Source organism: Microbulbifer variabilis (genome assembly GCF_020524905.1).
In the GTDB taxonomy this organism is placed as follows: domain Bacteria; phylum Pseudomonadota; class Gammaproteobacteria; order Pseudomonadales; family Cellvibrionaceae; genus Microbulbifer; species Microbulbifer variabilis_A.
On sequence record NZ_JAIVKI010000008.1, the window covers coordinates 89,510 to 111,810 of the forward strand.

The 22,301-nt window shown below is 50.6% G+C and carries 17 protein-coding genes; 9 read left to right on the forward strand and 8 right to left on the reverse strand.

Going from position 1 to position 22,301, the window contains the following annotated elements:
* The first annotated feature begins 1 nt into the window (after position 1).
* Positions 2-370, forward strand: coding sequence for a DUF4870 family protein (locus LC073_RS11115; protein WP_226646998.1), 369 nt, complete (start codon positions 2-4; stop codon positions 368-370).
* Between the two features lie 409 nt (positions 371-779).
* A complete protein-coding gene (ppc, locus tag LC073_RS11120; RefSeq protein WP_226647000.1) occupies positions 780-3,443 on the forward strand; it encodes a phosphoenolpyruvate carboxylase in 2,664 nt (887 codons plus the stop codon).
* 24 nt (positions 3,444-3,467) lie between these two features.
* Here ppc and LC073_RS11125 read toward each other — a convergent pair whose 3' ends face one another.
* Positions 3,468-4,028 carry a TetR/AcrR family transcriptional regulator gene (locus LC073_RS11125; RefSeq protein ID WP_226647002.1) on the reverse strand — a complete coding sequence of 187 codons (561 nt, stop codon included), beginning with the start codon at positions 4,026-4,028 and terminating at the stop codon, positions 3,468-3,470.
* A 109-nt stretch (positions 4,029-4,137) separates the two neighbouring features.
* Between LC073_RS11125 and LC073_RS11130 the strand changes: the two genes are divergently transcribed.
* Positions 4,138-5,346: a nitroreductase family protein gene (locus LC073_RS11130; protein WP_226647004.1), complete on the forward strand. Its 1,209-nt coding sequence runs from the start codon at positions 4,138-4,140 to the stop codon at positions 5,344-5,346.
* A 184-nt stretch (positions 5,347-5,530) separates the two neighbouring features.
* On the opposite strand, the gene LC073_RS11135 is transcribed toward LC073_RS11130, so the two are convergent.
* Positions 5,531-6,778, reverse strand: a complete 1,248-nt coding sequence (locus LC073_RS11135; protein WP_226647006.1) for a DUF945 family protein — start codon at positions 6,776-6,778, stop codon at positions 5,531-5,533.
* A gap of 965 nt (positions 6,779-7,743) precedes the next feature.
* On the opposite strand from LC073_RS11135, the gene LC073_RS11140 reads away from it, so the two are divergent.
* The 6 genes from LC073_RS11140 (at position 7,744) to LC073_RS11165 (ending at position 14,958) form a co-directional block, all read left to right on the forward strand.
* On the forward strand, positions 7,744-8,805 hold the full coding sequence (locus tag LC073_RS11140) for a hypothetical protein (RefSeq protein ID WP_226647008.1): 1,062 nt from the start codon (positions 7,744-7,746) through the stop codon (positions 8,803-8,805).
* A gap of 677 nt (positions 8,806-9,482) precedes the next feature.
* The gene (locus tag LC073_RS11145) at positions 9,483-10,058 is read left to right on the forward strand and encodes a DUF1287 domain-containing protein (protein WP_226647010.1); all 576 of its coding nucleotides are present in this window, start codon (positions 9,483-9,485) and stop codon (positions 10,056-10,058) included.
* A gap of 152 nt (positions 10,059-10,210) precedes the next feature.
* Positions 10,211-11,377, forward strand: coding sequence for a multicopper oxidase family protein (locus tag LC073_RS11150; protein ID WP_226647012.1), 1,167 nt, complete (start codon positions 10,211-10,213; stop codon positions 11,375-11,377).
* A 299-nt stretch (positions 11,378-11,676) separates the two neighbouring features.
* Entirely contained in the window at positions 11,677-12,129 is a 453-nt protein-coding gene (locus LC073_RS11155) for a multicopper oxidase domain-containing protein (RefSeq protein WP_226647014.1), read from the forward strand.
* Positions 12,130-12,700: 571 nt separating this feature from the next.
* Positions 12,701-13,735, forward strand: a complete 1,035-nt coding sequence (locus LC073_RS11160; RefSeq protein WP_226647016.1) for a Mut7-C ubiquitin/RNAse domain-containing protein — start codon at positions 12,701-12,703, stop codon at positions 13,733-13,735.
* Between the two features lie 2 nt (positions 13,736-13,737).
* Positions 13,738-14,958 (forward strand): SDR family oxidoreductase, encoded by a 1,221-nt coding sequence (locus LC073_RS11165; protein ID WP_226647018.1) that lies wholly within the window; start codon positions 13,738-13,740, stop codon positions 14,956-14,958.
* Positions 14,959-15,049: 91 nt separating this feature from the next.
* Here LC073_RS11165 and LC073_RS11170 read toward each other — a convergent pair whose 3' ends face one another.
* From LC073_RS11170 to LC073_RS11195, 6 genes are all read right to left on the reverse strand, one after another.
* Positions 15,050-15,949 (reverse strand): hydroxymethylglutaryl-CoA lyase, encoded by a 900-nt coding sequence (locus LC073_RS11170; RefSeq protein ID WP_226647020.1) that lies wholly within the window; start codon positions 15,947-15,949, stop codon positions 15,050-15,052.
* Positions 15,946-17,949 carry an acetyl/propionyl/methylcrotonyl-CoA carboxylase subunit alpha gene (locus LC073_RS11175; RefSeq protein ID WP_226647022.1) on the reverse strand — a complete coding sequence of 668 codons (2,004 nt, stop codon included), beginning with the start codon at positions 17,947-17,949 and terminating at the stop codon, positions 15,946-15,948. The genes LC073_RS11170 and LC073_RS11175 overlap by 4 nt, the downstream gene beginning before the upstream one ends.
* Positions 17,950-17,953: 4 nt before the next feature.
* Entirely contained in the window at positions 17,954-18,751 is a 798-nt protein-coding gene (locus LC073_RS11180) for an enoyl-CoA hydratase/isomerase family protein (protein WP_226647024.1), read from the reverse strand.
* Between the two features lie 71 nt (positions 18,752-18,822).
* On the reverse strand, positions 18,823-20,430 hold the full coding sequence (locus LC073_RS11185; protein WP_226647026.1) for a carboxyl transferase domain-containing protein: 1,608 nt from the start codon (positions 20,428-20,430) through the stop codon (positions 18,823-18,825).
* A gap of 118 nt (positions 20,431-20,548) precedes the next feature.
* Positions 20,549-21,718, reverse strand: a complete 1,170-nt coding sequence (locus LC073_RS11190) for an isovaleryl-CoA dehydrogenase (RefSeq protein WP_226647028.1) — start codon at positions 21,716-21,718, stop codon at positions 20,549-20,551.
* A gap of 134 nt (positions 21,719-21,852) precedes the next feature.
* Complete coding sequence (locus LC073_RS11195) at positions 21,853-22,269, reverse strand: MerR family transcriptional regulator (RefSeq protein ID WP_226647030.1); 417 nt, start codon at positions 22,267-22,269, stop codon at positions 21,853-21,855.
* Positions 22,270-22,301: the final 32 nt, after the last annotated feature.

The following is a 22,301-nucleotide window of genomic DNA, read 5'->3' on the forward strand; positions in this document are numbered from 1 at the left end:
TATGTCTGAGCAGTACCCCACGCGCTCCCAAGAGGCCCGCGAACAGAGTGGCCGCGACCTGGCCATCATGGTCTATTTGATTCAGGCCATCAGTCTGTTTACCGCGGTTCCTTTTTTTGTCGGCGTACTGATTAACTACTTCAAACGCAGCGATGTGCGCGGCACCCTGGCGGAATCCCACTTTCGCTGGCAGATTCGCACCTTCTGGTTCTGGTTGCTGTGGACTGTGGTCGGCTCCCTGACCTTTTGGATTTTTGGGCTCGGTTACGTGATTCTCGCCGTTAACTGGATTTGGGTCATTTACCGAGTTATCCGCGGCTGGTTGAGGCTGGTTGATCGCCGCCCCGCCTATGACCCTATGCACTATTAAAAATACATTTTTAAAAGCTGACCCGCTCGTAAAATTGCGCGCGGGTCAGTTTTTCACCACTCAAGTCCGCGATTCTCAGACTTTCTCTTACAAATCCCACCTGCTTATTAGCAATTTATTTATAGGTTTCTCAGCTTAATTTACCCTTAAGCGAAAACCAGAATATAAACCCCCAGAAATATCGAGTGGAGAAGACAATTCGCTAGCAGATAAAATTTTTCGAATGATATTTTTGGAATTACAGGCTCTCTTAAATTCCACTTTATACGCAAGCCAAGCTATTTATTTTCTGTATTTCAAAGATATTCATCGTTCTCGCTCCTTTTGTATTGGCAATACAGTCTCCTCCAAATTATGCGAAGATAAAGCCCAGTATTTTCACCGGATATTGCTAGGGAGAAAAAGGCTTGTGAGTCAGGATCAAAACACCCCACTACGGGAGGATGTCCGCCTACTCGGCGAGGAGCTCGGTTCGGTGCTGCGTGAGCAGGCCGGTGACACACTGTTCAATACCGTCGAAACTATTCGTCAGGTCGCGGTGGAGAGCCGCAGTACGGGAGAGATGCAGGTGGACCGCCTGCACCAGTTACTGGACCCCCTCGACGATGACACATTACTGGAAGTGGCCCGCGCCTTCAGCCAATTTCTCAATCTGGCCAATATTGCCGAACAACGCCACCGGGAACGCCTACACCGCCAACACCAGCGCTTCTCCGGTGACCCCGATACAGACCGCGGCTTACGCCAAGTTTTAGCGGAATTGAAAAGCGCCAAAAGATCCCCCGGCGACATTCATGCAACCCTCCGAGAGCTCTCGGTAGAGCTAGTCCTCACCGCTCACCCCACCGAAGTCACCCGCCGCACCCTGATCCGCAAATACGACCATATCGCCGACCTCCTCGCCGCCCTGGACAGGCCCGACCTCACCCAGGAGGAAGGCCGCGAGTTGCGCCGTCACCTGCACGAACAAATACTCTCTGCCTGGAGTACCGATGAGATCCGCCGTGAAAGACCCTCGCCGGTGGATGAGGCCAAGTGGGGCTTCGCCACCATCGAGCAGTCTCTGTGGCAGGCGGTGCCCCAGGGCATGCGCGCTATCGAGGCAGAGTTGGCCCTGGCCGAACTTCCCCCAATGCCCGACGACTGGGTACCAATCCGATTTGCCTCCTGGATGGGCGGCGACCGAGACGGCAACCCCAATGTCACCGCAGCGGTAACCCGCAAAGTATTACTGTTGGCCCGCTGGATGGCCGCCGACCTTTTTCTCCGGGATGTGGATAACCTGCTGGCCGACCTGTCTATGCACAAGGCCAGTGAGGAGTTACTGGAGCAAACGGGCCCAAGCCATGAGCCCTACCGGCTGATACTGCGCCGCGTGCGCCAACGCCTGCGCAATACCCTTGCGCAAATGGAGGCGCGCATCAACGGCGGTGAGACCACCACCAGTAAAGTATTTAACACTACTCAACAACTGTTTGAGCCCCTCAGCCTGATCGACCGCTCCCTGCGCACCGTGGGTCTCTCCGCTATCGCCGATGGCCAGCTCAAAGATACCCTGCGCCGGCTCAATTGCTTTGGTATCACCCTACTGCGCCTGGATATCCGCCAGGAATCCACCCGCCATGCAGATGCCCTCGATGCCATTACCCGCTACCTGGGGCTGGGCAACTACACCAGCTGGGACGAGCAGAGCAAGCTGGATTTCCTGCTGGCCGAACTGGATAACCGCCGCCCGCTGGTCGATGAGGATTTCTACCAAACAGATTTTTGCGATGGGGAGGTGCGCGAAGTTTTAGAGACCTGCAAGATAATCGCCGAGCAAGGCCCCGAGGGGTTCGGCGCCTATGTGATTTCCATGGCGAAAAAGCCCTCCGACGTGCTGGCGGTCATGCTGCTGCAGAAAATCGCCGGTGTGCACCAACCCATGCGAGTGGTGCCGCTGTTTGAGACCCTCGACGATCTCAACAATGCCGCTGAAACCATGAGTACCCTGCTCAATATTCCCCAATACAAGCAGCGCGTGCTGGAGGGCCAGGAGGTGATGATCGGCTACTCGGACTCCGCCAAAGACGCCGGTTTCCTCGGTGCAGCCTGGGCGCAGTTCAGTACCCAGGAGGCACTCACCAAGATTTTCCGCAACCACGGTATCCCCCTGACGCTGTTCCACGGCCGCGGCGGTTCCATTTCCCGCGGAGGTTCCCCCACGCGAATGGCGCTGTTATCGCAGCCACCAGGTTCGGTGGCCGGGCGCATCCGCGTGACCGAGCAAGGGGAGATGATCCGCTTCAAATACGGCCGTCCGTCAGTGGCCGCCTACAATCTGGAACAGTATGTGGCCGCCACTCTGGAGGCCACCCTGATGCCACCGGCACAGCCGCGCCCCGAATGGCGACACCAGATGGAGCGCCTCACCGAAGTCTCGGTACAGAGCTACCGAGAAGTGGTGCGGGACGATCCAGCCTTGGTGGCCTACTTGCGTACTGTCACCCCGGAGACCGAACTACGCCGCCTGGCCCTGGGCAGCCGCCCTGCAAAGCGCAAACCCGGCGGCGGTGTCGAAACCCTGCGCGCCATTCCCTGGGTTTTCGCCTGGACCCAGATGCGCCTGATGCTACCTGCCTGGCTCGGCACGGGCACCGCCCTGGAACACGCCCTGAAACAGGCCGACGAAGCCGACATACTGCGGCAGATGAGTGCTGAATGGCCCTTCTTCCAGGGGGTGGTGGATATGTTGGAAATGGTCCTGGCCAAGTCTGACACCCGCGTCGCCTCCTGGTATGAGGAGCGCCTCACCAATAGCGAGGAGCTAATCGAGCTCGGGGAAAGCCTGCGTGAGCGCCTGGCCCACACAGTAAGCGCCCTGCAACAGCTCACCGGCCGCGAAAGCCTACTGGACAACAACCCGGTGATGCGCTGGTCCATCCGCGTACGCGATCCCTACACAGATCCACTGCACCTGCTGCAAGCCGAGCTGATGGCGCGCCTGCGCGAGCGGGAGAGCGACGCGGTGTTGGAAAGTGCCCTGATGGTGACCATTGCCGGCATTGCCGCGGGAATGCGCAATACCGGTTAACCGATGGTGGGCAGAGAGAATGGACTACTCTGCCCGCCCGTGTAGAAAACCGGAGATATGGCTTCCCACATCGAATGGCGGCATCTCCGGGCTAAGCCCCGATCGCGCGAACATCAGGAAGGTGGCAATAGGCCCGATAAAAGCCGTGAGGGTCAAAAGGGGGTGCTCCACTCGCAGGAGCCCCTTTTGCTGATAATAAAGCACCAGCTGCACCATTTTTTGAATATTGCCGAGGAAATGGGACGCCGCCTCTCGGACTTCCGGATACCGGGGCAACTCCTGGACAGCACGAAACACCACATCCCCATACAACCGATAGGTGTCCATATAGGCTTCTGCTAGAGCCAGTAGATCGGTACTCAAATCACCCGAAATACAGACCAAAGCCAGTGGAGTATCGGCTAGCTGATGATCAATCGCCCGCGTGAATAAACCCGCTTTGCTGCCATAGCGCCGGAACAGCGTCGCCTCATTAACACCTGCGATATTCGCGATATCCCTGGTGGTACAACCCCCATAACCATGGGCCATCCATTCATTGATGACGACTTCAAACAGCTTGGCTTCATCAATAGTGCGCGGCATAGGAACTCCTTTTAGATAGGAAGCCATTATATCTTTTGCAAGTATACGCTTGCAAAAGATACCGACAGGCGCATAATGCAAGCAGTCACTTGCATTACGGGAGATGACGATGAGCAATACTGCCACCACAGACAGAACCCATCAGTCAGAGGTCATTTACGCCAGCTTGGGCCCGAACGAACGGGCCATGATCGACAAAGTACATAACTCTTGGCTTCGTCGGCTGTTTATTCGTTTTGTAGGGATAAAACTGCAACTTCAATTTACTGGCTGGCTGCAGTACCTGATGCCTGTCCCCATCACTCTGGGTCTCTTCCTGTTGGTGGGACTCATACACCTGGTAGGTTTACCGGGCCTTGCCAGTGTGCTGATCTGGCTACCCTTGATACTAACGGCCATTATTCTTTTTGATATCGTGACTTGCCGTTTTTGTATCCGTTTACCGGAACCTCTACCCAAAGCCCGCAGCGGTGAAGACATATTCACATTGATGCGTGAACGTAGGTCGTGCCGCGCCTATCAAACCCGTCCTCTGACCCTCGCCCATGAGCAAGCATTAAAAGCGCGCATCGCGATGCACCTACAGGAATCACGCCTCGGCAATGCACCGATACGCCTGGAGTGGGTCAAAGCACCAATCACTGTTTGGCCGGTAGTCAATGCCCGATATTTCCTCGTTGCAATAGCCCCAGCGGAATACAATCGTACAGCCATTCTCGATGTCGGCAGGACCCTGCAGAAAATTGTCTTAGACACTACACAAATGGGTTTAGGTACTTGCTGGATTGGCCCTGGAGCAGATCACCGCAGTGTCAAAACCCACCTTGGCGAACGCTTTGATGAAGAAAAAGATTCTATTATTTGCCTCTGCGCCATCGGCTACAAAAGCTGGTACACACCGCTATTTATCCGTTTTTTTAACGCACAACTTCACAAACGTTTGCCGCTGTCCCGTCTGTTCTTTGCCGATAACGCCATGAAAGAGGCATTAAAAATAGATGAATCACCCTGGGAGGCGTTTGATCGCTGTTTTGAAAGTTGCCGTTGGGCGCCGTCTTCCTACAACGGTCAAACCACACGTTGTATTGCCCACAAAAAGGATACTCAGGTGCGCCTTGATTTTTATGCGACAACATCTTCTAGATACTATGCCGCAGTGGCTACTGGCATCTGGTGCGCTAACTGGGAAATGGGGGGCGAAGCTTTAGGAATTAAAGGGGATTTTGTAAAACTGCCCCCCCAGGAAAGAAAAATAAAAGCGGGCGAAGAGCTACCACCTCACTATGAGATCAGCTGGCTCTGTGAAACTTTAATTTAATAACAAGAGGATTCGTGCATGGTCCGAGCGATAAAAATCAGAGTTCAATAAGTAACCTGACAACTCGGAACACAAGCACAATGAGTACACAAGAAACTGACTTTTTAAAAAGTTGATTCACTGCCAAAAGAAAGGAGCGATCACATCGCTCCTTTCTCCAATCTAGCGTAAAGCAAATCACATTTTAAAATTGCCCGGTCAGTGCCATCAGGAACAGGTCTGGGGGCAACTGCTGGCCATTCACGTCCAAGCGCCCGCGATTGACCTCCAGGTGCATTTGCAGCTCATTATTATGCTCGATCAACAAACCGTATTCACGCAACATCATCGCTTGGCCCACCAGCGGCGATTGCAGCAGAGCCGACTCCGCCGCACTCAGGGTCATGGTTCCCACCAGGGGTTTCAACCACTGGTTTAGGGCGCTGCCGTTGCGATGACGCGGTGGGCGCTTCATCCCCTGCCAATCGATATCTGCATCCACCAGAACCGGGCCATTGCGGGATTGCACCGCTAGCTGCTGCTGCAGGCGCAGCGGTGGGCGCATATCGCTGGCCCAATTACGTTCCGCCACTGGCAGCAGCACCCGTAGGTAATGCCCTAGATCAGCGGCAGTAATCTTCGGTAAGGTCATCTGTTGACGCGCTGAGGTGATGGGTGTGGCAGACTGGACACTGGGCAGCTGCAGATCGCTCACCACTTTGAGTGTCTGCGCTGCGAGCATTTCCACATCCAATTCCAGGCTAATATCTCGCAGCTCCACCGGGCCTGAGTCAGACTCTGCGCGCAAGAGAGACAAATAAAGCTGCGCCTTGCCGCCACGGCGGGGCTCTAATTGGAATTCACCCTTAAGTGGTTCGGTAAATAACACCTCTGCGCCATCGCGCAGCTGGGTCAGGCTACCCAGGTCGATCACCCCATCCAACACAGCACCGCGATAGTCTGTCGAAACCGCGATCTCTCCACCCTCAAATTCCCACTGACCAGTGTCATCAGACTTCTTAAAGGGTTCCAGGCGCAGAGTATTGAGCACTCGGTTATCCGCCAGAACCAGGGTTTCCAAAACCAGTGGGCTGCTCTGTAAGCGGCCATAGACACCCTCGAGCTGTGCTCGGAGCTCTGGGTTTAGTTGCTCAAGATCAAGACGGGTTTCACTATAGATAACCCCCAGGCGTGGTCCACTGGAGGTCAACAGCAATGGACCATGATGAATCTCGGTGCGCAGTTCAGTGGTGCCATTCTGTAACGCCACTTCAGTATTGGTTTCAGCCCCAAACCAACCGCGCTGGTAGCCGGTAGTGCTTCCCCCCTTCATCCTGCTCAGCTGCTGCTTCCAGACCTCCTCCACCTTAGGACCAATGAAACCTGGCGCCGCCAGGGCTGAAATTACCAGTAGAGCCAGTAGGATTAACAGAAGCCAACGCAAGAGTTTCATAAGAGTCGATCTAACAGCAGGATTTGCGCTGATGGTAGCAGATTATGGAGTTATTAGTGCGACAGCAGTAACAGGGCTGAACCTCTTTGCCTATTCCATAGCCCCAATGGGCGATTCCCTTTAGCAGGGGCCACGCTAAACAACCAGATATAACGAATTGCCAGGCTTGATATAAAATAACCCCTGAGCCTGTGGGTTAATGATAATACGGCACGAGTGTTCGCTATAAAAAATTAAAAGCTAAAAATATTCTCCCCTTTTATAAGTGCAATAACTCCCACAGATTCCAGTAGCTAACTAACCCTCTATAACCCCAATATCTAGAGTACTTTGGCGCAGTCCTGCCGTATAATGGTATTCAAAGTTGTACCAATCAGAGAGATCTAATTTTGAAACCCGAGGTAACGTTACTAACCGTTAACGCTATAATCATCTGCGCCGCTTATCTCTATATCTACCCAAGGCATGCAGGCGCTGACCTTAACAAGATCATAATTAATGACCTCCTGGCAACTGGTATCGCACTACTGATCGCCGGCGCTCTCTTTTGGGAGTCTGGATACAATTTTAATATGCTGCTATTTACTGCTAACTGGTTTGGCTTTTCTCTAATCAGCTTTTTACTAATTGAATTACCGTTCTTTAAATGGTACTGGGATAAATACAGCGTTAGCTTGAGATAAGTTAGCCAGGTAAACAGCCATGAAATGGATAAATAAAGAAAATACAGAGAAAAAGGAATGAGTTCAAATTAAACCTATTTAAAGGCACGACTGTGCTGGGACGACTTATGTTTCACCTACTTAATGACTTTACAGTTTTCTAGAATAGAACTTGTATGAAATGACCCCACCTATCATCACAACTCTCATTAATACCTGATTGAAAATGGTTTTCTGGCTAATTTTGCATACCTATTAAACACTTAACACTGATTTCAATATTTCAAAAGCAAGGATAAAATCATGAAAATGAAATTAATTGTACTGCTAATAGCAGTAGTTTCAGTTAATGCATTTGGAGGAGAAAAACTGGATATTCTATGGAATGATGGGCCTAAAAATAGATGTTTTAGGCACGTCCAACAAAATCATGATGTTGCTGACATGGAAACGGAATACTTACAAAATGATGATTGCCCTATAATTTCCAGGCGCCAAACTTCAAGCAGCTGCGATTCGTTCGGCAATAACGGATACTGCCCATTATGGAATGTTATAACATACGGATGGGATATTTCAGATAAAGACAGGTCTCCCGGGTGGTCTCTATGGAATATTTCTGGAGGCTGGGGAAGTCCACTTGAAATCGCTCTCATTAATAATACACAAGGTTTACCTGACCCATGCAAATTGCGAGAAGTCAGTTTTAGCTGGGAGTGGCCTGATCTATCATTAAAAAGAACCAGTGAAGGAAAACCAATAATCTTAGGAGATATAACTTCTCTTGAGGTGGAGTTCAAAGCAAAAGTCGCCAACAAAAGTAAACCACTGTGTACTTATCCTTCTACACTATATGTATCACAGGATGTTGTGGTACGTTTCCCAAATGACATTTCTTATTCAATAGGAGTACTGGTATTCAATTTCGGAAATATTGATATGAATAGCATCCACTGCAAAGACAAAAACTCCACTGATGAAGAATGCGAAGCAAAAAAAAATGACGAAATTTTCTTCACAAACTACAATGAATTAGATCCAAACAAATGTTTTCAAGAGAAAAAATGTCAAACTATCCTACATGGAGATAAATTGTCATCCAACGCTAGGTATCTAGATGTGCTCTATCAGGAAAATAAATTTGAATTTTTGAGCCTCTTTAAGAATGAGAAATATCTTCCAAAGCCTCCCGCTCCTTACACCTGGAATGATGCGACTATTACTCATATACAACTGGTTAATCATTCCAGAGGAGGAAATTTAAGAGTTGACGTAAAAGATCAGCATGTGAATTCATTGCCATCAAATAGCATTAAGTCAATTAAATGCGATGGTATTAGATGCTTTTTTTCAAGTGCTGACTAATTGCTAATATAAATAGCAAATCTATCGATCCGAGGCCTCCACCTTCTTGGACGCCGCTACGCGGCGTCCATCATATCTACGTTATGAGAGACCAATGACAAGAATAAATCTACTGGCTTTTAAGATTTTTACTATGCCAGTGTATTTAGGCAATGGATTTATCCATTAGTTTCAGATAATAAGTACAATTAGTAAGGAGGCAGCGGGTAGAATTAACACCCGCCCCGATCAAGACAAAGACACTCATTAGTAATTGCCAATTTATCGAAATTGATTAATTGATTTAAAGAAGCCTACAGACCACTAAATTTACACTCTCTTGCCAATAATTAGTAAGCAATATGGAAGAAGTTATTGGAGGTATAATTAGATTTGCCTTTCATTTTTTATTTGATGTGGTAGCTAGGTTAATTTTCGAGATTTTTTCTACTTTCCCGGATACTATATCAGCAAGCTCCTCTCCCTTAAAAAAGAGGCACCAAGCTTTGGACAGATATTTTTCTCCAGCGTCTTATTTTGGTTTGTTGTCGGCCTATTCAGTTATGTCGTTTACTTGAATTTTGCCGGCAGCGCCATATCATAAAAAGGTTTAATTTGATACGACCAAACGAGATTAAGGCTAACACCATATTTGGCAAAATAAATCTATCTACTTGAAATAAAAAAGGAAGCTTAAAGTGAGAAGATTAATTCTCTTTGTCGGCATTATTTCATCCAATTGCTATACACAAAATCTTCCCCTAGCCGAAGCAGCCTTGGAGCGCACTTACCACACAGTACGCTACGACCCATCTTATGTCTCTATTCCCTATCCAAATGGTGATGTGCCAGCCGATACTGGTGTCTGTACAGATGTAGTCATTCGCTCCTTTCGAAAGCTGGGCATTGATCTACAGAAAGAGGTACATGAAGATATCTCAAGCAATTTCCAAGCCTATCCTTCGAAGCGTATCTGGGGACTTTTAAGACCAGATAAGAATATTGACCACCGACGGGTACCAAACCTTCAGACCTTCTTTCATCGCAAAGGTATGTCAATCCCCATTACTGATAAGCCGAGTGACTATCTACCCGGAGATATTATTACCTGGATGCTTCCGGGAAACCTCCCCCATATCGGAATCGTCTCACCAAAGCCATCTAAAAATACAGATCGTTTTTTGATTGCTCATAATATTGGCGCCGGCCCAGTACTGGAAGACATACTGTTCTCTTATACAATAACTGGACACTATCGATTAAACCTTGAATAAAAGATTTACTAGATACCGGGAATATCCAACTATACTCAGAGTGCTTAGAAATAAGAATTTATTAAATTTATTCACGCTAAGAGGTTAGTTACGTCTGCAGGGCAATTTTACCCCATTAACATGCGATTTGGCTCAACCATCGAGAACTAATCATGTTAAGGCTGACCCACTTATGCCTATTACTATTACTGCTTTGTTTTCTAACTGCTGCCCATGAGAACGTTAGCACCAGCCCAGCAAGCCCAGTAACCTTGCTCGACCCTGACACAGTAGTTAAGTTTGAGAACGAACTACCAGTCCCGCTAGAAATCCACCCTCAGGGCTCAACTTCTATCAAACTGCCAGCACGGCCCACCCAGGTTTGGATGGGCCTGCGAGATAAGAAGGGCAAACGCATAATGACTAAAGCCTGGGGTTTTGAATATGCAGGTCGCATCCACTCTCCCGGCCCTACTATTCGCGCCCGAGAAGGCCAACCAGTATTTGTACAATGGGCCAATGAACTTCCCGGCCCACATCTCTTTCCTGTAGATAGATCCATTCACCTCGCCGATGTAAAAGATCCCAAAGCTGTACCTATGGTTATCCACCTTCACGGCGGGCATACAGAGTGGAAAAGTGACGGCAATCCCCTCGCTTGGTACACCCGCAATTATCGTGAGACAGGACCAGTATTTGAGAAAAGGATTTACGAATACGACAACTCCCAGGATGCCGCCACTATCTGGTATCACGATCACACCCTGGGCATGACCCGACTTAACGTTTATGCAGGCTTATTCGGTTTTTACCTGGTCGGCGATGACAATGAAGACCGCCTGATACAGGAGAAGCTGCTCCCCGCAGAAGATCGCACTTTTGTAGCCGCTATTACAGACAGCTTGTTTAGCTCCGATGGACAACTATATTTTCCTGGCTGGAGGGACCAGCCTCCATCACCAGTTTCCCATGAAGCAGTTAAAGTCAATTGGCCCAATCCCTCTCACCTAGATGAGTTTTTTGGCAATTTTATACTGGTAAACGGCATGACCTGGCCCAAAGTCAGTGTCACTCCGCACGTCTATCGATTGCGGTTACTCAACGCATCCGATACCCGCACACTGATACTCATGATCGACGAAAATACCCCCTTTGTGCAGGTCGGCGGTGACGGCGGATTTCTCGATCATCCTGTAAAATTGGACGAGCTGATATTGGCACCCGCAGAGCGAGCAGATGTTTTAGTAGATTTCAGTGATTATGAAGAGCGTAAGCTGACACTGCGGAACTTTGGACCGAATGTCCCCTTTAAAGGCTTTGTAGAGGCCAATGACCCATAGAGTTCAATTCCACTTGTCTACAACCCGGATGGTAAACACGTGTTAAGCGATGGACGCGGTGGCATCACACCAGCTACCGATCCAAACACTACAGGCCAGATCCTACAATTCCATATTGCTTCAACATCTACAAACGCCCCTTCTGGTAAACAGAAACCAACGATCAGAAATACCATTGGAGATTTAAATCTCACTCTAGATACTCCCTTGCGCGCGCCCCTTAAAGGCTTAACCATGCCAGCCGCACACGACAACTTGCCACCTACCGGTTGGACGATCCCTACGGCCGCAACCTGCTCATGTTAGGTCCAGTAAAAGAAGGCTCTCTATTTTTTGAAGACCCTACTACAGAAGTAATCCAACACAACGCCGTTGAGATCTGGGAGATATATAACCCTACAGTATCGGCTCATCCAATTCATATTCATCTCGTGGAATTCCAGGTACTGAATCGCCAGCCTTTTAAAGGAAAACTTATTCCTAAGCCGCAAAAATTTATGCACACCGGTGAAGTCTTCCAGGGAGCACGGCTGGAGATAGAATCTCTACAGGGAAAACCCCTTCCACCACAGCTAGAAGAAAGTGGGCCCAAAGATACAGTGATCGCCCTTCCCGGCCAAGTGACCCGGGTAATTGCGCGCTTTGACCGCGAAGGCCTCTATGTATGGCACTGCCATCTGCTCTCCCATGAGGATTACCATATGATGCGGCCGTTTAGGGTGTTGGCGCCCACATCAGAAAATAAACACTAAACAGTCTTTCTTTAACCTAAAGAGTCCACCAAGAAGTTAATACTTAATTAATGAAGTGAATAATAGACAAAAGAACTAAAAGCTACGACACAAACACTCTATAAATTACTAAAAGATAAAAAACCGAAAACTGAGAATGATGTCAGATATAGAGAAAAATAGATCATACTCAAATATCAATCCATGCAATTTGAGCATTAAACATATTAAGATGCTCCCTTAATGATTTTGCCATCTTTGTTCTTTAGGGAAAATAGCTTTCAAAATTTATTGGGACTTGGGGGTAATCGACAAGTTGGCCAATCAACTTATTCAAGTTAAGAACGCGCTAAGCACCTCGCTTCACTGGGTAAGTGAGCAACACAACTACTAAATTCCTCTTTACATCAGGTATGACGATTGATTATTATTACCTCAAGGTAGCTTCAACCCTTTCTTCCCACAAGAGCAGATCAATAGATCACGAAGCCTGAACTCTCAATAAGAATTAGTTCATCAATAGCTTATTCTCAAAATTTACGCGAAATACCATAGAGTGGGACAGGTACTGATCGCAAAGTTGAGAAATAAGATGTTGTACGCTATAACGAATCAAACCCTCAAACAGCAAGTCAAGATTGCAACCAAATTTTGGCCCTTCCCAGGCGCAAAGGCCTCGCGTACAAGAGAAATCCTGTGCATCCTATACGGTTATAAAAACTACCACCATTTTCAAAAAGTAGAATCACAAACTAGCTGTGATAAGAAGCCCTTAGATGCCAAAATTGTCGCAATGAAGCTACCTGAGTGGTCGTCCAAGCTTGCCTCACTCGGAAAAATGAATCAGGGCCAATCAAAGCAACTTATCATCAAGCTTTGGTATGGATATTTAAAAGAGTATAAAGATGTTCTTTTATACAAGAGTAAAGTTCACCTCTATGGTGAGTGCCTAGATTTTACTGACAATAGCGAATCACTTATCTATCATTTTGATGCTAATCCTAGTGTTAAGGATTGCATTGAATCCTTAGGTGTTCCTCACACCGAAGTAGGTAGCATTCGTATTAATGGAATTTCCTCTAATTTCGAAAAATTGATTCAAGACAAAGACTATATTGAAGTCTTTCCCTGTAACCAGGATAGCTATTTTCCCTACAAACCATCAAAAATTACTTTTTTACTAGACGTCCATTTAGGAACTCTTGCCCGATACCTTCGAATGGCCGGATTTGACACTCTTTATAATCCACAAGATCAAGGTGATAAACTTTTGGCAGAAGTAGCGGCACTTCAAAATTGCGTTCTTCTTACCAGAGATATAGGTCTACTTAAACATGCTAAAGTCAGCTATGGTCGCTGGTTACGGAGTCAAGATCCTGAAACTCAGTTTCTTGAAGTTATAAAACACTATAAACTTTCGAAAGAGCTCAAGCCATTTAGCCGGTGCATAAAGTGTAATGGTGAAATTGAAAAGGTGACTACGGCAAGTATTGTTGACAAAGTTCCTACAAGTGTCCTTGAAACACAGAAAGAGTTCAGTCAGTGCCAAACATGTAAACAAGTTTATTGGATAGGCTCCCATTTCAAGCGAATGAAGTCATTACTCGTAAAGGCTAGGGCGGCTTAAGCATGTTTTCAAGAAAGCTCAAACAAAAATCCCATGATTCACTTCTTCTAGCTAGTACACAGGTAGTTAGGAAAAGTCAGATTTTTTCACCTATAGGAAAAAAGCTGATCAGCCTTCCTCCTAAGTTCAAAGGTACTAGAACTCTTTTCAAATCAAAGAAATGTTACATTTGCAAAGAGCCGTATCGAAAAATTGGAGAAATCTATCATTCTCTTTGTCCCACTTGCTCTGATTACAACATCAGAAAGAGAAATTCTAGCCCCCCCATGCAGGGATATCGTGCCCTAATAACTGGAGGTCGTATAAAAATTGGTTTTGAGACAGCACTTAAATTGCTTAGAGCCGGCGCTGAAGTATTGATCACAACAAGGTTTACCAATGACGCAGCCAGGCGATTCCAGCAGCAAAATGACTTTTCAGAATGGAAACACAGGCTATCCATATACTCTCTGGACTTAAAACATCTACCCTCGGTGGAATCTTTTATTCAGTATCTTATTGATAAAGGAAAGCCCCTAGACATACTGATTAATAATGCAGCGCAAACGATTAGAAAATCTGACTCATACTACATTTATATGGCTAAGCAAGAGCTTAAGCTAGAAAACAAAACTCCACGCGAACTTATCGCTGGATTTTCTGATCCAGATTTAAAGAAAAACCACTCTCGCTTCTTGCTAGGTTCTATTCCAGAGGTTGAATTTTTTGATGAAAATGATGAGCCCATTGACTTTGCCTCAAAAAATTCTTGGTGCTTAGCTTTGGACGAAATAGCCCCTTTAGAGATGGTAGAAGTAATGATTATAAATGCAACTTCTCCTGGTATTCTCTGTGCAAAACTAAAACCACTACTGTTGAAATCACAGAATAAGTATAAATTCATCGTAAATGTTTCAGCTATGGAAGGGCAGTTTTCCCGAAAAAATAAGACCCATAGGCATCCTCACACCAACATGGCCAAGGCAGCCTTAAATATGATTACTCGGACTAGTGCCAAAGACTATGCCCAGGATAATATTTATATCACTAGCGTAGATACGGGGTGGGTGACAGAAGAACATCCATTCCCAATACGACAAAAAAATAGAGCAAAAGGAGTTGTTCCTCCATTAGACTGTATTGATGGGGCATCTAGAATCCTAGACCCTATTTTCAATACCATCAACGGCGATAAAGCTCTATATGGAGTATTTTTAAAAGACTATGCTCCTACCGATTGGTAATATCTTGGTCAAATTCGAGTTCTGGTGAAAAGTAAAATCATGCCCCTCTCCAAGACAAAGGCTTTTGTTCTGTAGGGGGCATTCAAAAAATTCAGCAGGGCACCAATGCCTTAGCCACACGGGAGTTGGTCTCCCGCCCCAGCCGCTCAGAAATAAAGTTCCCAGCCTCTGCCAGCAACTGTAAATCCACGCCGGTTTCAATACCCATGCCATTAAGCATATAAAGCACATCCTCACTGGCAACATTTCCTGAAGCGCCACGGGCATAGGGGCAGCCGCCCAGACCGGCCACGGCAGAATCCACTACTGCAACACCCATTTGCAAGGCCGCGTAGATATTGGCCAATGCCTGGCCGTAGGTATCGTGGAAATGCACAGCAAGTTTTTCCACTGGGACAAGTGCCATCACCTGTTCCAGCATGCGCTTGGCAGCTTCCGGGGTGCCGACACCGATAGTATCGCCGAGGGAAATTTCGTAGCAGCCCATTTTCAACAAAGCGGCACTGACTTCGGCCACCTTGACCGGGTCAATATCACCCTCGTAGGGGCAGCCAAGTACGCAGGAAACGTAACCGCGCACAGGGATACCGTCCTGTTTGGCTTGTTCCACCAAAGGACGGAAGCGTTCCAGGCTTTCGGCAATGCTGCAGTTGATATTTTTCTGGGTGAAAGCTTCCGAGGCGGCGCCGAATACCGCAACCTCATCGGCCTTGGCTTCCAGAGCGCGCTCATAGCCTTTTAAATTTGGTGTCAGTGCACTGTAGATAACGCCGGCCTTGCGCTGGATACCCGCCAATACTTCCTCACTGGCGGCCATCTGCGGCACCCACTTGGGGCTGACGAAACTGCCGGCTTCAATAACCGGCAGACCGCTGGCACTGAGCTTATCCACCAAGGCGATACGGGTTTCCACAGAGATGGGCTGCTTTTCATTTTGCAGACCATCGCGCGGACCCACTTCCACCATTTTGACCTGTTTGGGCAAATTCATTCTTGATCCTCCACTGCAAAATCCACCAGCAGGCTTCCGCCATCCACCAGCTCACCTTCGGCACAGAAAAACTGTTGCACGGTACCGGCGGCGGGGGCGCGCAGGGTGTGTTCCATTTTCATGGCTTCCATCACCAACAGCGGCTGGTCTTTCTCCACGGTGGAGCCGGGCTGCACCAGTAGGGAAATAATGGTGCCGTTCATAGGAGCGTCTAGTCCGTGGGCTTGGTCACTGCTCTCACCAATATCCGGCGGCAGTAGTTTGAATTCCACCTGGGTGCCATCGATAAACACAGAACCGCCATCACGGGTATCCACGGCGGAGAAACTCATGCGGCGGCCATCCACCAGCATTAAATCGCGGCCAGGCAGCAGACGAATCTCGCCGCTGTTTTTTTCCTCAGGCAGAACATCGCAATTCCAACGCAGGCTATCGCCCTCTGCGACGAATCGGATTTGCGCATGCTGGCCACGGTAGTCCACGGTCTGGGTGCGACTGCCGGCCAGGGCATTGCGCCAGTTATCGCCGTTATGCCAGGGGGAGAAGGGGTCCCGCTGCGGAGCACTGTTGCGCAGGTCGCGCTTTTCGCGCTGCTGCAGATATCCGGCAATAGCGGCGCACTTCAACGGGGTCAGCGCTTGCTCCTGTTTCAGAACTTCCGCTTCATAGTCCTCAATAAAGTGAGTGGAGATACTGCCACTGGCAAAGGCCTGATGATTGATCACCCGGCGCAGGAATTCGATATTGTGACGCACACCAGCGATCTGATAATCACGCAGGGCGCGGTCCAGTTTGGCCAGGGCTTCTTTGCGGGTGCGGCCGTGGCAGATCAGCTTGGCGATCATAGGATCGTAATGCACACTGATTTCATCGCCTGTCTGCACACCGGTATCTACACGCACGCCCTCGCCTTCCACCGGGGGCTGGTGGCACACCAACACGCCCGTTGCCGGCAGGAAGTCATTGTCCGGGTCTTCGGCGTAGATACGCACTTCCAGGGCGTGACCGTCGATCTGCAGCGCATCCTGGCTCATGGGCAGGGAGTCGCCAGCAGCGACTGCCAGCTGCCAGGCCACCAGGTCTTGTCCGGTGATTATTTCCGTGACCGGGTGCTCCACCTGCAGGCGGGTGTTCATTTCCATAAAGTAGAAAGCACCGCTGGCATCCAGCAGGAATTCCACCGTGCCGGCGCCTACATAACCGATGGCGTGTGCTGCGCGCAGTGCGGCTTCACCCATGCGGGCACGCAGCTCCGGGGTCATCCCCGGTGCAGGAGCTTCTTCCACCACCTTCTGGTGGCGGCGCTGCACCGAGCAATCCCGTTCAAACAGGTAGACGCCGTTGCCCTGTTGATCGCAGAACACCTGGATTTCCACATGGCGCGGGCTCACCACATAGCGCTCCAGTAACATCACATCGTCACCAAAGGCATTCATGGCCTCACGCTTGGCAGCAGCCAGTGCGTCGTAGAATTCGTCGGCTTTATCGACGCGACGCATGCCCTTGCCGCCACCACCGGCAGCGGCTTTCAGCAACACCGGATAACCGATACGGTTGGCATGGCCTTCCAGCAACTCTTCATTCTGGTTGGTGCCGTGGTAGCCGGGCACCAGGGGCACATTGGCCTCTTCCATTATGCGCTTGGCGGCAGACTTGGAGCCCATCGCCTCAATCGCGCCGGTGGGCGGACCGACAAATATAATGCCGGCGCTATCGCAGGCACGGCAAAACTCGGCATTTTCCGATAGGAAGCCATAACCCGGATGGATGGCATCGGCACCAGTCTGCTTGGCAGCACCCAATACCTTGTCGATATCCAGGTACGAATCCCTGGCCGGAGCCGGCCCCAGGTGTACCGCTTCGTCCGCCATCTGCACATGCAGGGCGTCGGCATCCGCATCGGAATAGACCGCAACGGTGGCAACCCCCAGGCGGCGGGCGGTCTTGATAATACGGCAGGCAATTTCGCCGCGATTAGCTATTAACAGTTTGCGAATCATAAAGTTATCCTTCGCCACCATTCATCCACTGGGGTGCGCGCTTTTCCAAAAATGCACTCAACCCTTCCTGCCCTTCCGGCGATACGCGCACAGCGGCAATCAACGCACTGGTCTGCCCCTGCAATTCATCGTTGATAACCCGGTTGGACATAGACATGGCCAGCTGCTTGGCCATGGCGACTGCTTTGGGGCCGTTGTCGGCAATAGCATTTACTAATTTCTGCACATGCAGATCCAGATCGCCTTCGGCGCAGACTTCAGAAACCAATCCGATCTGCTCGGCGCGCTCGGCGGAGAAGCGCTCCGCGGTAACAAAGTAACGGCGTGCATGGCGGGTGCCGATGGCGTTGATGACATAGGGGCTGATGGTGGCGGGTAGCAGTCCGATTTTGACTTCCGACAAACAGAAGCTGGCGCGCTCAGAGGCCACGGCCATATCGCAGCAGCTCACCAGGCCCACAGCGCCGCCAAAAGCAGCGCCCTGTACCCGCGCGATGGTAGGCGCAGGAAAAGTGTCGAGTTTGTACAGCATGGCGGCGAGCGCGGCGGCATCGCGGCGGTTTTCCTCTTCTGAATAAGTCGCCATGCGCTTCATCCAGTTGAGGTCGGCTCCGGCAGAAAAGCTCTTGCCATTGGAAGCCAGCACCAACACACGTACAGCGGGGTTTTGCGCCAGGGTGTCAAAGGTGGTGGCCAGCTCGTGAATTAGTTCATCGTCAAACGCATTGTGGATTTCCGGTCGGTTCAGGGTGACCGTGGCCACGCCCTCGCTATCCACTTCGCACAGCAATTTATCGCTCATTGTTATTCCTCGATTGGGGCGTTTCTCTCTAGCGGCACCTGCGTAGCTCGCGGCACCGCAACCACAGTTCCTTACATACGGAACACGCCGAACTTGGTCTCTTCCGGCTCTTTGTGGCTGGCCGCCGCCAGGCACAGGCCGAGCACGCGACGGGTATCCGCCGGATCGATAACGCCGTCATCCCACAGGCGTGCGGAGGCGTAGTAGGGGTGCCCCTGGTGTTCGTAGTTATCCACAATCGGCTGTTTAAACTGACGCTCTTCCTCTTCGCTCCAGGATTCTCCCCTCGCAGCCATTTGGTCGCGCTTTACCTGGGCCAATACACCGGCCGCCTGTTCGCCCCCCATGACTGAGATGCGCGCGTTGGGCCACATAAACAGGAAATTGGGATCGTAGGCGCGGCCACACATACCGTAGTTACCGGCGCCGAAGGAACCGCCGATAAGAATGGTGATTTTTGGCACTTTAGCGGTAGCTACAGCGGTCACCATTTTGGCGCCGTGCTTGGCGATGCCGCCCGCTTCATACTGTTTGCCCACCATAAAGCCGGTAATATTTTGCAGAAACACCAGCGGAATCTTGCGCTGTGCACACAGCTCAATAAAGTGCGCGCCTTTTTGCGCACTCTCCGCAAACAGAATGCCGTTGTTGGCGACGATACCTACCGGATAGCCCTGGATACGGGCAAAACCGGTGACGAGGGTAGTGCCATATAGCGCTTTAAATTCATCGAACTCAGAACCATCCACTACCCGCGCAATAACCTCGCGCACATCATATGGCTGGCGCGAATCCTTGGGCACCACACCGTAAATATCTTCCGGTGGATAAATCGGTTCCACCGGCTTTTGGATATCCAGGCCCGGATTTTTAATACGGTTCAGGCGCGCCACAGAGCGGCGCGCCAACTGCAGGGCGTGTACATCGTTATTGGCATAATGATCGGAAACCCCGGAAGTGCGACAGTGCACCTCGGCACCGCCGAGTTCCTCGGCGGAAACCTCTTCACCGGTAGCGGCCTTTACCAGGGGTGGGCCGGCCAGGAAGATGGTGGCCTGCTCTTTCACCATAATGGATTCGTCTGCCATGGCCGGTACATAGGCACCGCCGGCAGTACAGCTGCCCATTACCACTGCAATCTGCGGAATATTTTGTGCAGACAGGTTGGCTTGGTTAAAGAAGATACGACCGAAATGTTCGCGGTCCGGGAAAACGTCGTCCTGGCGCGGCAGGTTGGCGCCACCCGAGTCCACCAGGTAAATGCACGGCAGGTTGTTCTGCTCGGCAATGGTCTGCGCGCGCAGATGTTTTTTTACCGTGAGCGGATAATAGGTCCCGCCTTTTACCGTGGCATCGTTGGCGACAATCACACAGGGCTGGCCAGAGACGGTGCCAATGCCGGTAATAATGCCCGCAGCCGGGACATCCTCACCGTAAACCTCGTGAGCAGCCAGCTGGGAAAATTCCAGAAAGGGACTGCCCGGATCGAGCAGCGCATCGATGCGGTCACGGGGCAATAATTTTCCTCGCGCCAGGTGTTTTTCCCGTGCGCGCTCGCCGCCGCCCTGGGCGATGGCTTCCACTTTTTCACGCAGGTCTGCCACCAGCGCCTGCATCTGTTCGCGGTTTTCGCCAAAGGCGGCATCGCGCGTATTTATTTTGCTCTGCAACTGATTCATAAAGTCTGATTCACTTTCCCGGAGAAAAGATCTCCGCAGGACGCAGCTTGTCACCGCGGTGCCCGGCTGGAGACAGCGGCCGCCGACAGGCGTCGACGGCGAGAAGAAATGCCCAGCCTTAGCGGGTCTCGTTAAACAGCTCGCGACCAATCAACATACGGCGCACCTCAGAAGTGCCCGCACCAATTTCATAGAGCTTGGCATCGCGCAACAGGCGACCGGTGGCGTACTCGTTGATGTAGCCATTGCCGCCCAGGGTCTGGATAGCCTGCAGGGCCATTTGGGTTGCACGCTCTGCAGTAAACAGGATTACTGCGGCGGCGTCCTTGCGCGAATCCTCACCACGATCGCAGGCACGGGCCACGGCGTAGAGGTAGGAGCGACTGGCATTCAGGTCGGCATACATATCGGCGATCTTGCCCTGCATCAGCTGGAACTCGCCGATGGCTTTGCCGAACTGCTTACGCTCGTGAATATAGGGAACCACCACATCCAGGCAGGCCTGCATAATACCTACCGGACCACCGGAAAGAATGGTGCGCTCGTAGTCGAGGCCGCTCATCAAAACACGCACGCCACCGTTCAATTCACCGAGAATATTTTCTTCAGGCACTTCGCAGTCTTCGAACACCAGCTCACAGGTGTTGGAGCCGCGCATGCCCAGTTTGTCGAGTTTCTGCGCCTGGGAGAAACCGGCAAAACCGCGCTCAACGATAAATGCGGTAATACCACCGGAGCTGATACCCGGCTCGGTGCGCGCGTAGATCACATAGGTATCGGCGTCAGGGCCGTTGGTGATCCACATTTTATTGCCGTTCAGAATAAAGCGATTGCCGCGTTTTTCCGCACGCAGCTGTAGGCTCACAACATCGGAACCGGAATTGGGTTCGCTCATGGCCAGCGCGCCCACATGCTCACCGGAACACAGCTTGGGTAGGTACTTGAGCTTCTGCTCTTGGGTACCATTTTTACGAATCTGGTTTACACACAGGTTGGAGTGAGCACCGTAGGACAAGCCCACAGAAGCAGAGGCGCGGGAGATTTCTTCCATAGCCACGGCGTGTGCCAGGTAACCCATATTAGAGCCGCCGAACTCCTCTTCCACGGTCATACCCAGGAGGCCCAGCTCACCGAATTTTTTCCACATATCGGCGGGGAACAGGTTGTCTTCATCGATCTGCGCCGCGCGCGGGGCCAGCTCCGCCTGGCAGAACTTGTAGACCATGTCGCGGAGCATATCGATCTCTTCACCGAGGCCGAAATTCAGGGTTGGATAGGAGGTATTCATAATGGCTCCAATAATGATTAGAAAAGTCTTTTAAACTGGCAGTACCTGCAACCACTCGGTACATAGGGTGACCCGCTAAACCTCAGCGGACCACAGGCATTCGCAGGCGCCTGCCGAAATTTTTAAGCTGTGTGCTAGGGGTTTTCTTCTTTGCGACTTTTTACCAAGGCCGCTTCTGCGCGGGTCTCCGCGTCGTCCAGTTCCCCCATCAGGCTTTCGATATCCCGCAGCTGTTGCTGCAACTGTGTGCGCTTCTGGGCAATGCGCTCCAGCAGGCGCTGCAACTGCTCCACGTTGCCGTGAGCAGGATCGTACATATCGATAATCTCGCGGCTTTCATCCAGGGAAAAACCCAAGCGCTTACCGCGTAAAATCAGCTTTAAGCGCACCCGTTCCTCTGGGCTGTAGACACGGGTCTGACCGCGCCGCTCGGGCTTGAGCAGGCCCTTGTCCTCATAGAAACGGATGGCGCGGGTGGTGATATCAAACTCCCGCGCCAGCTCCGAAATACTGTAACTCTGGGGCTCTACGATGCTGGCTTTGGCTTTCATAAGTACTTCCTCGAGGCGCAACAGAGCCTAGC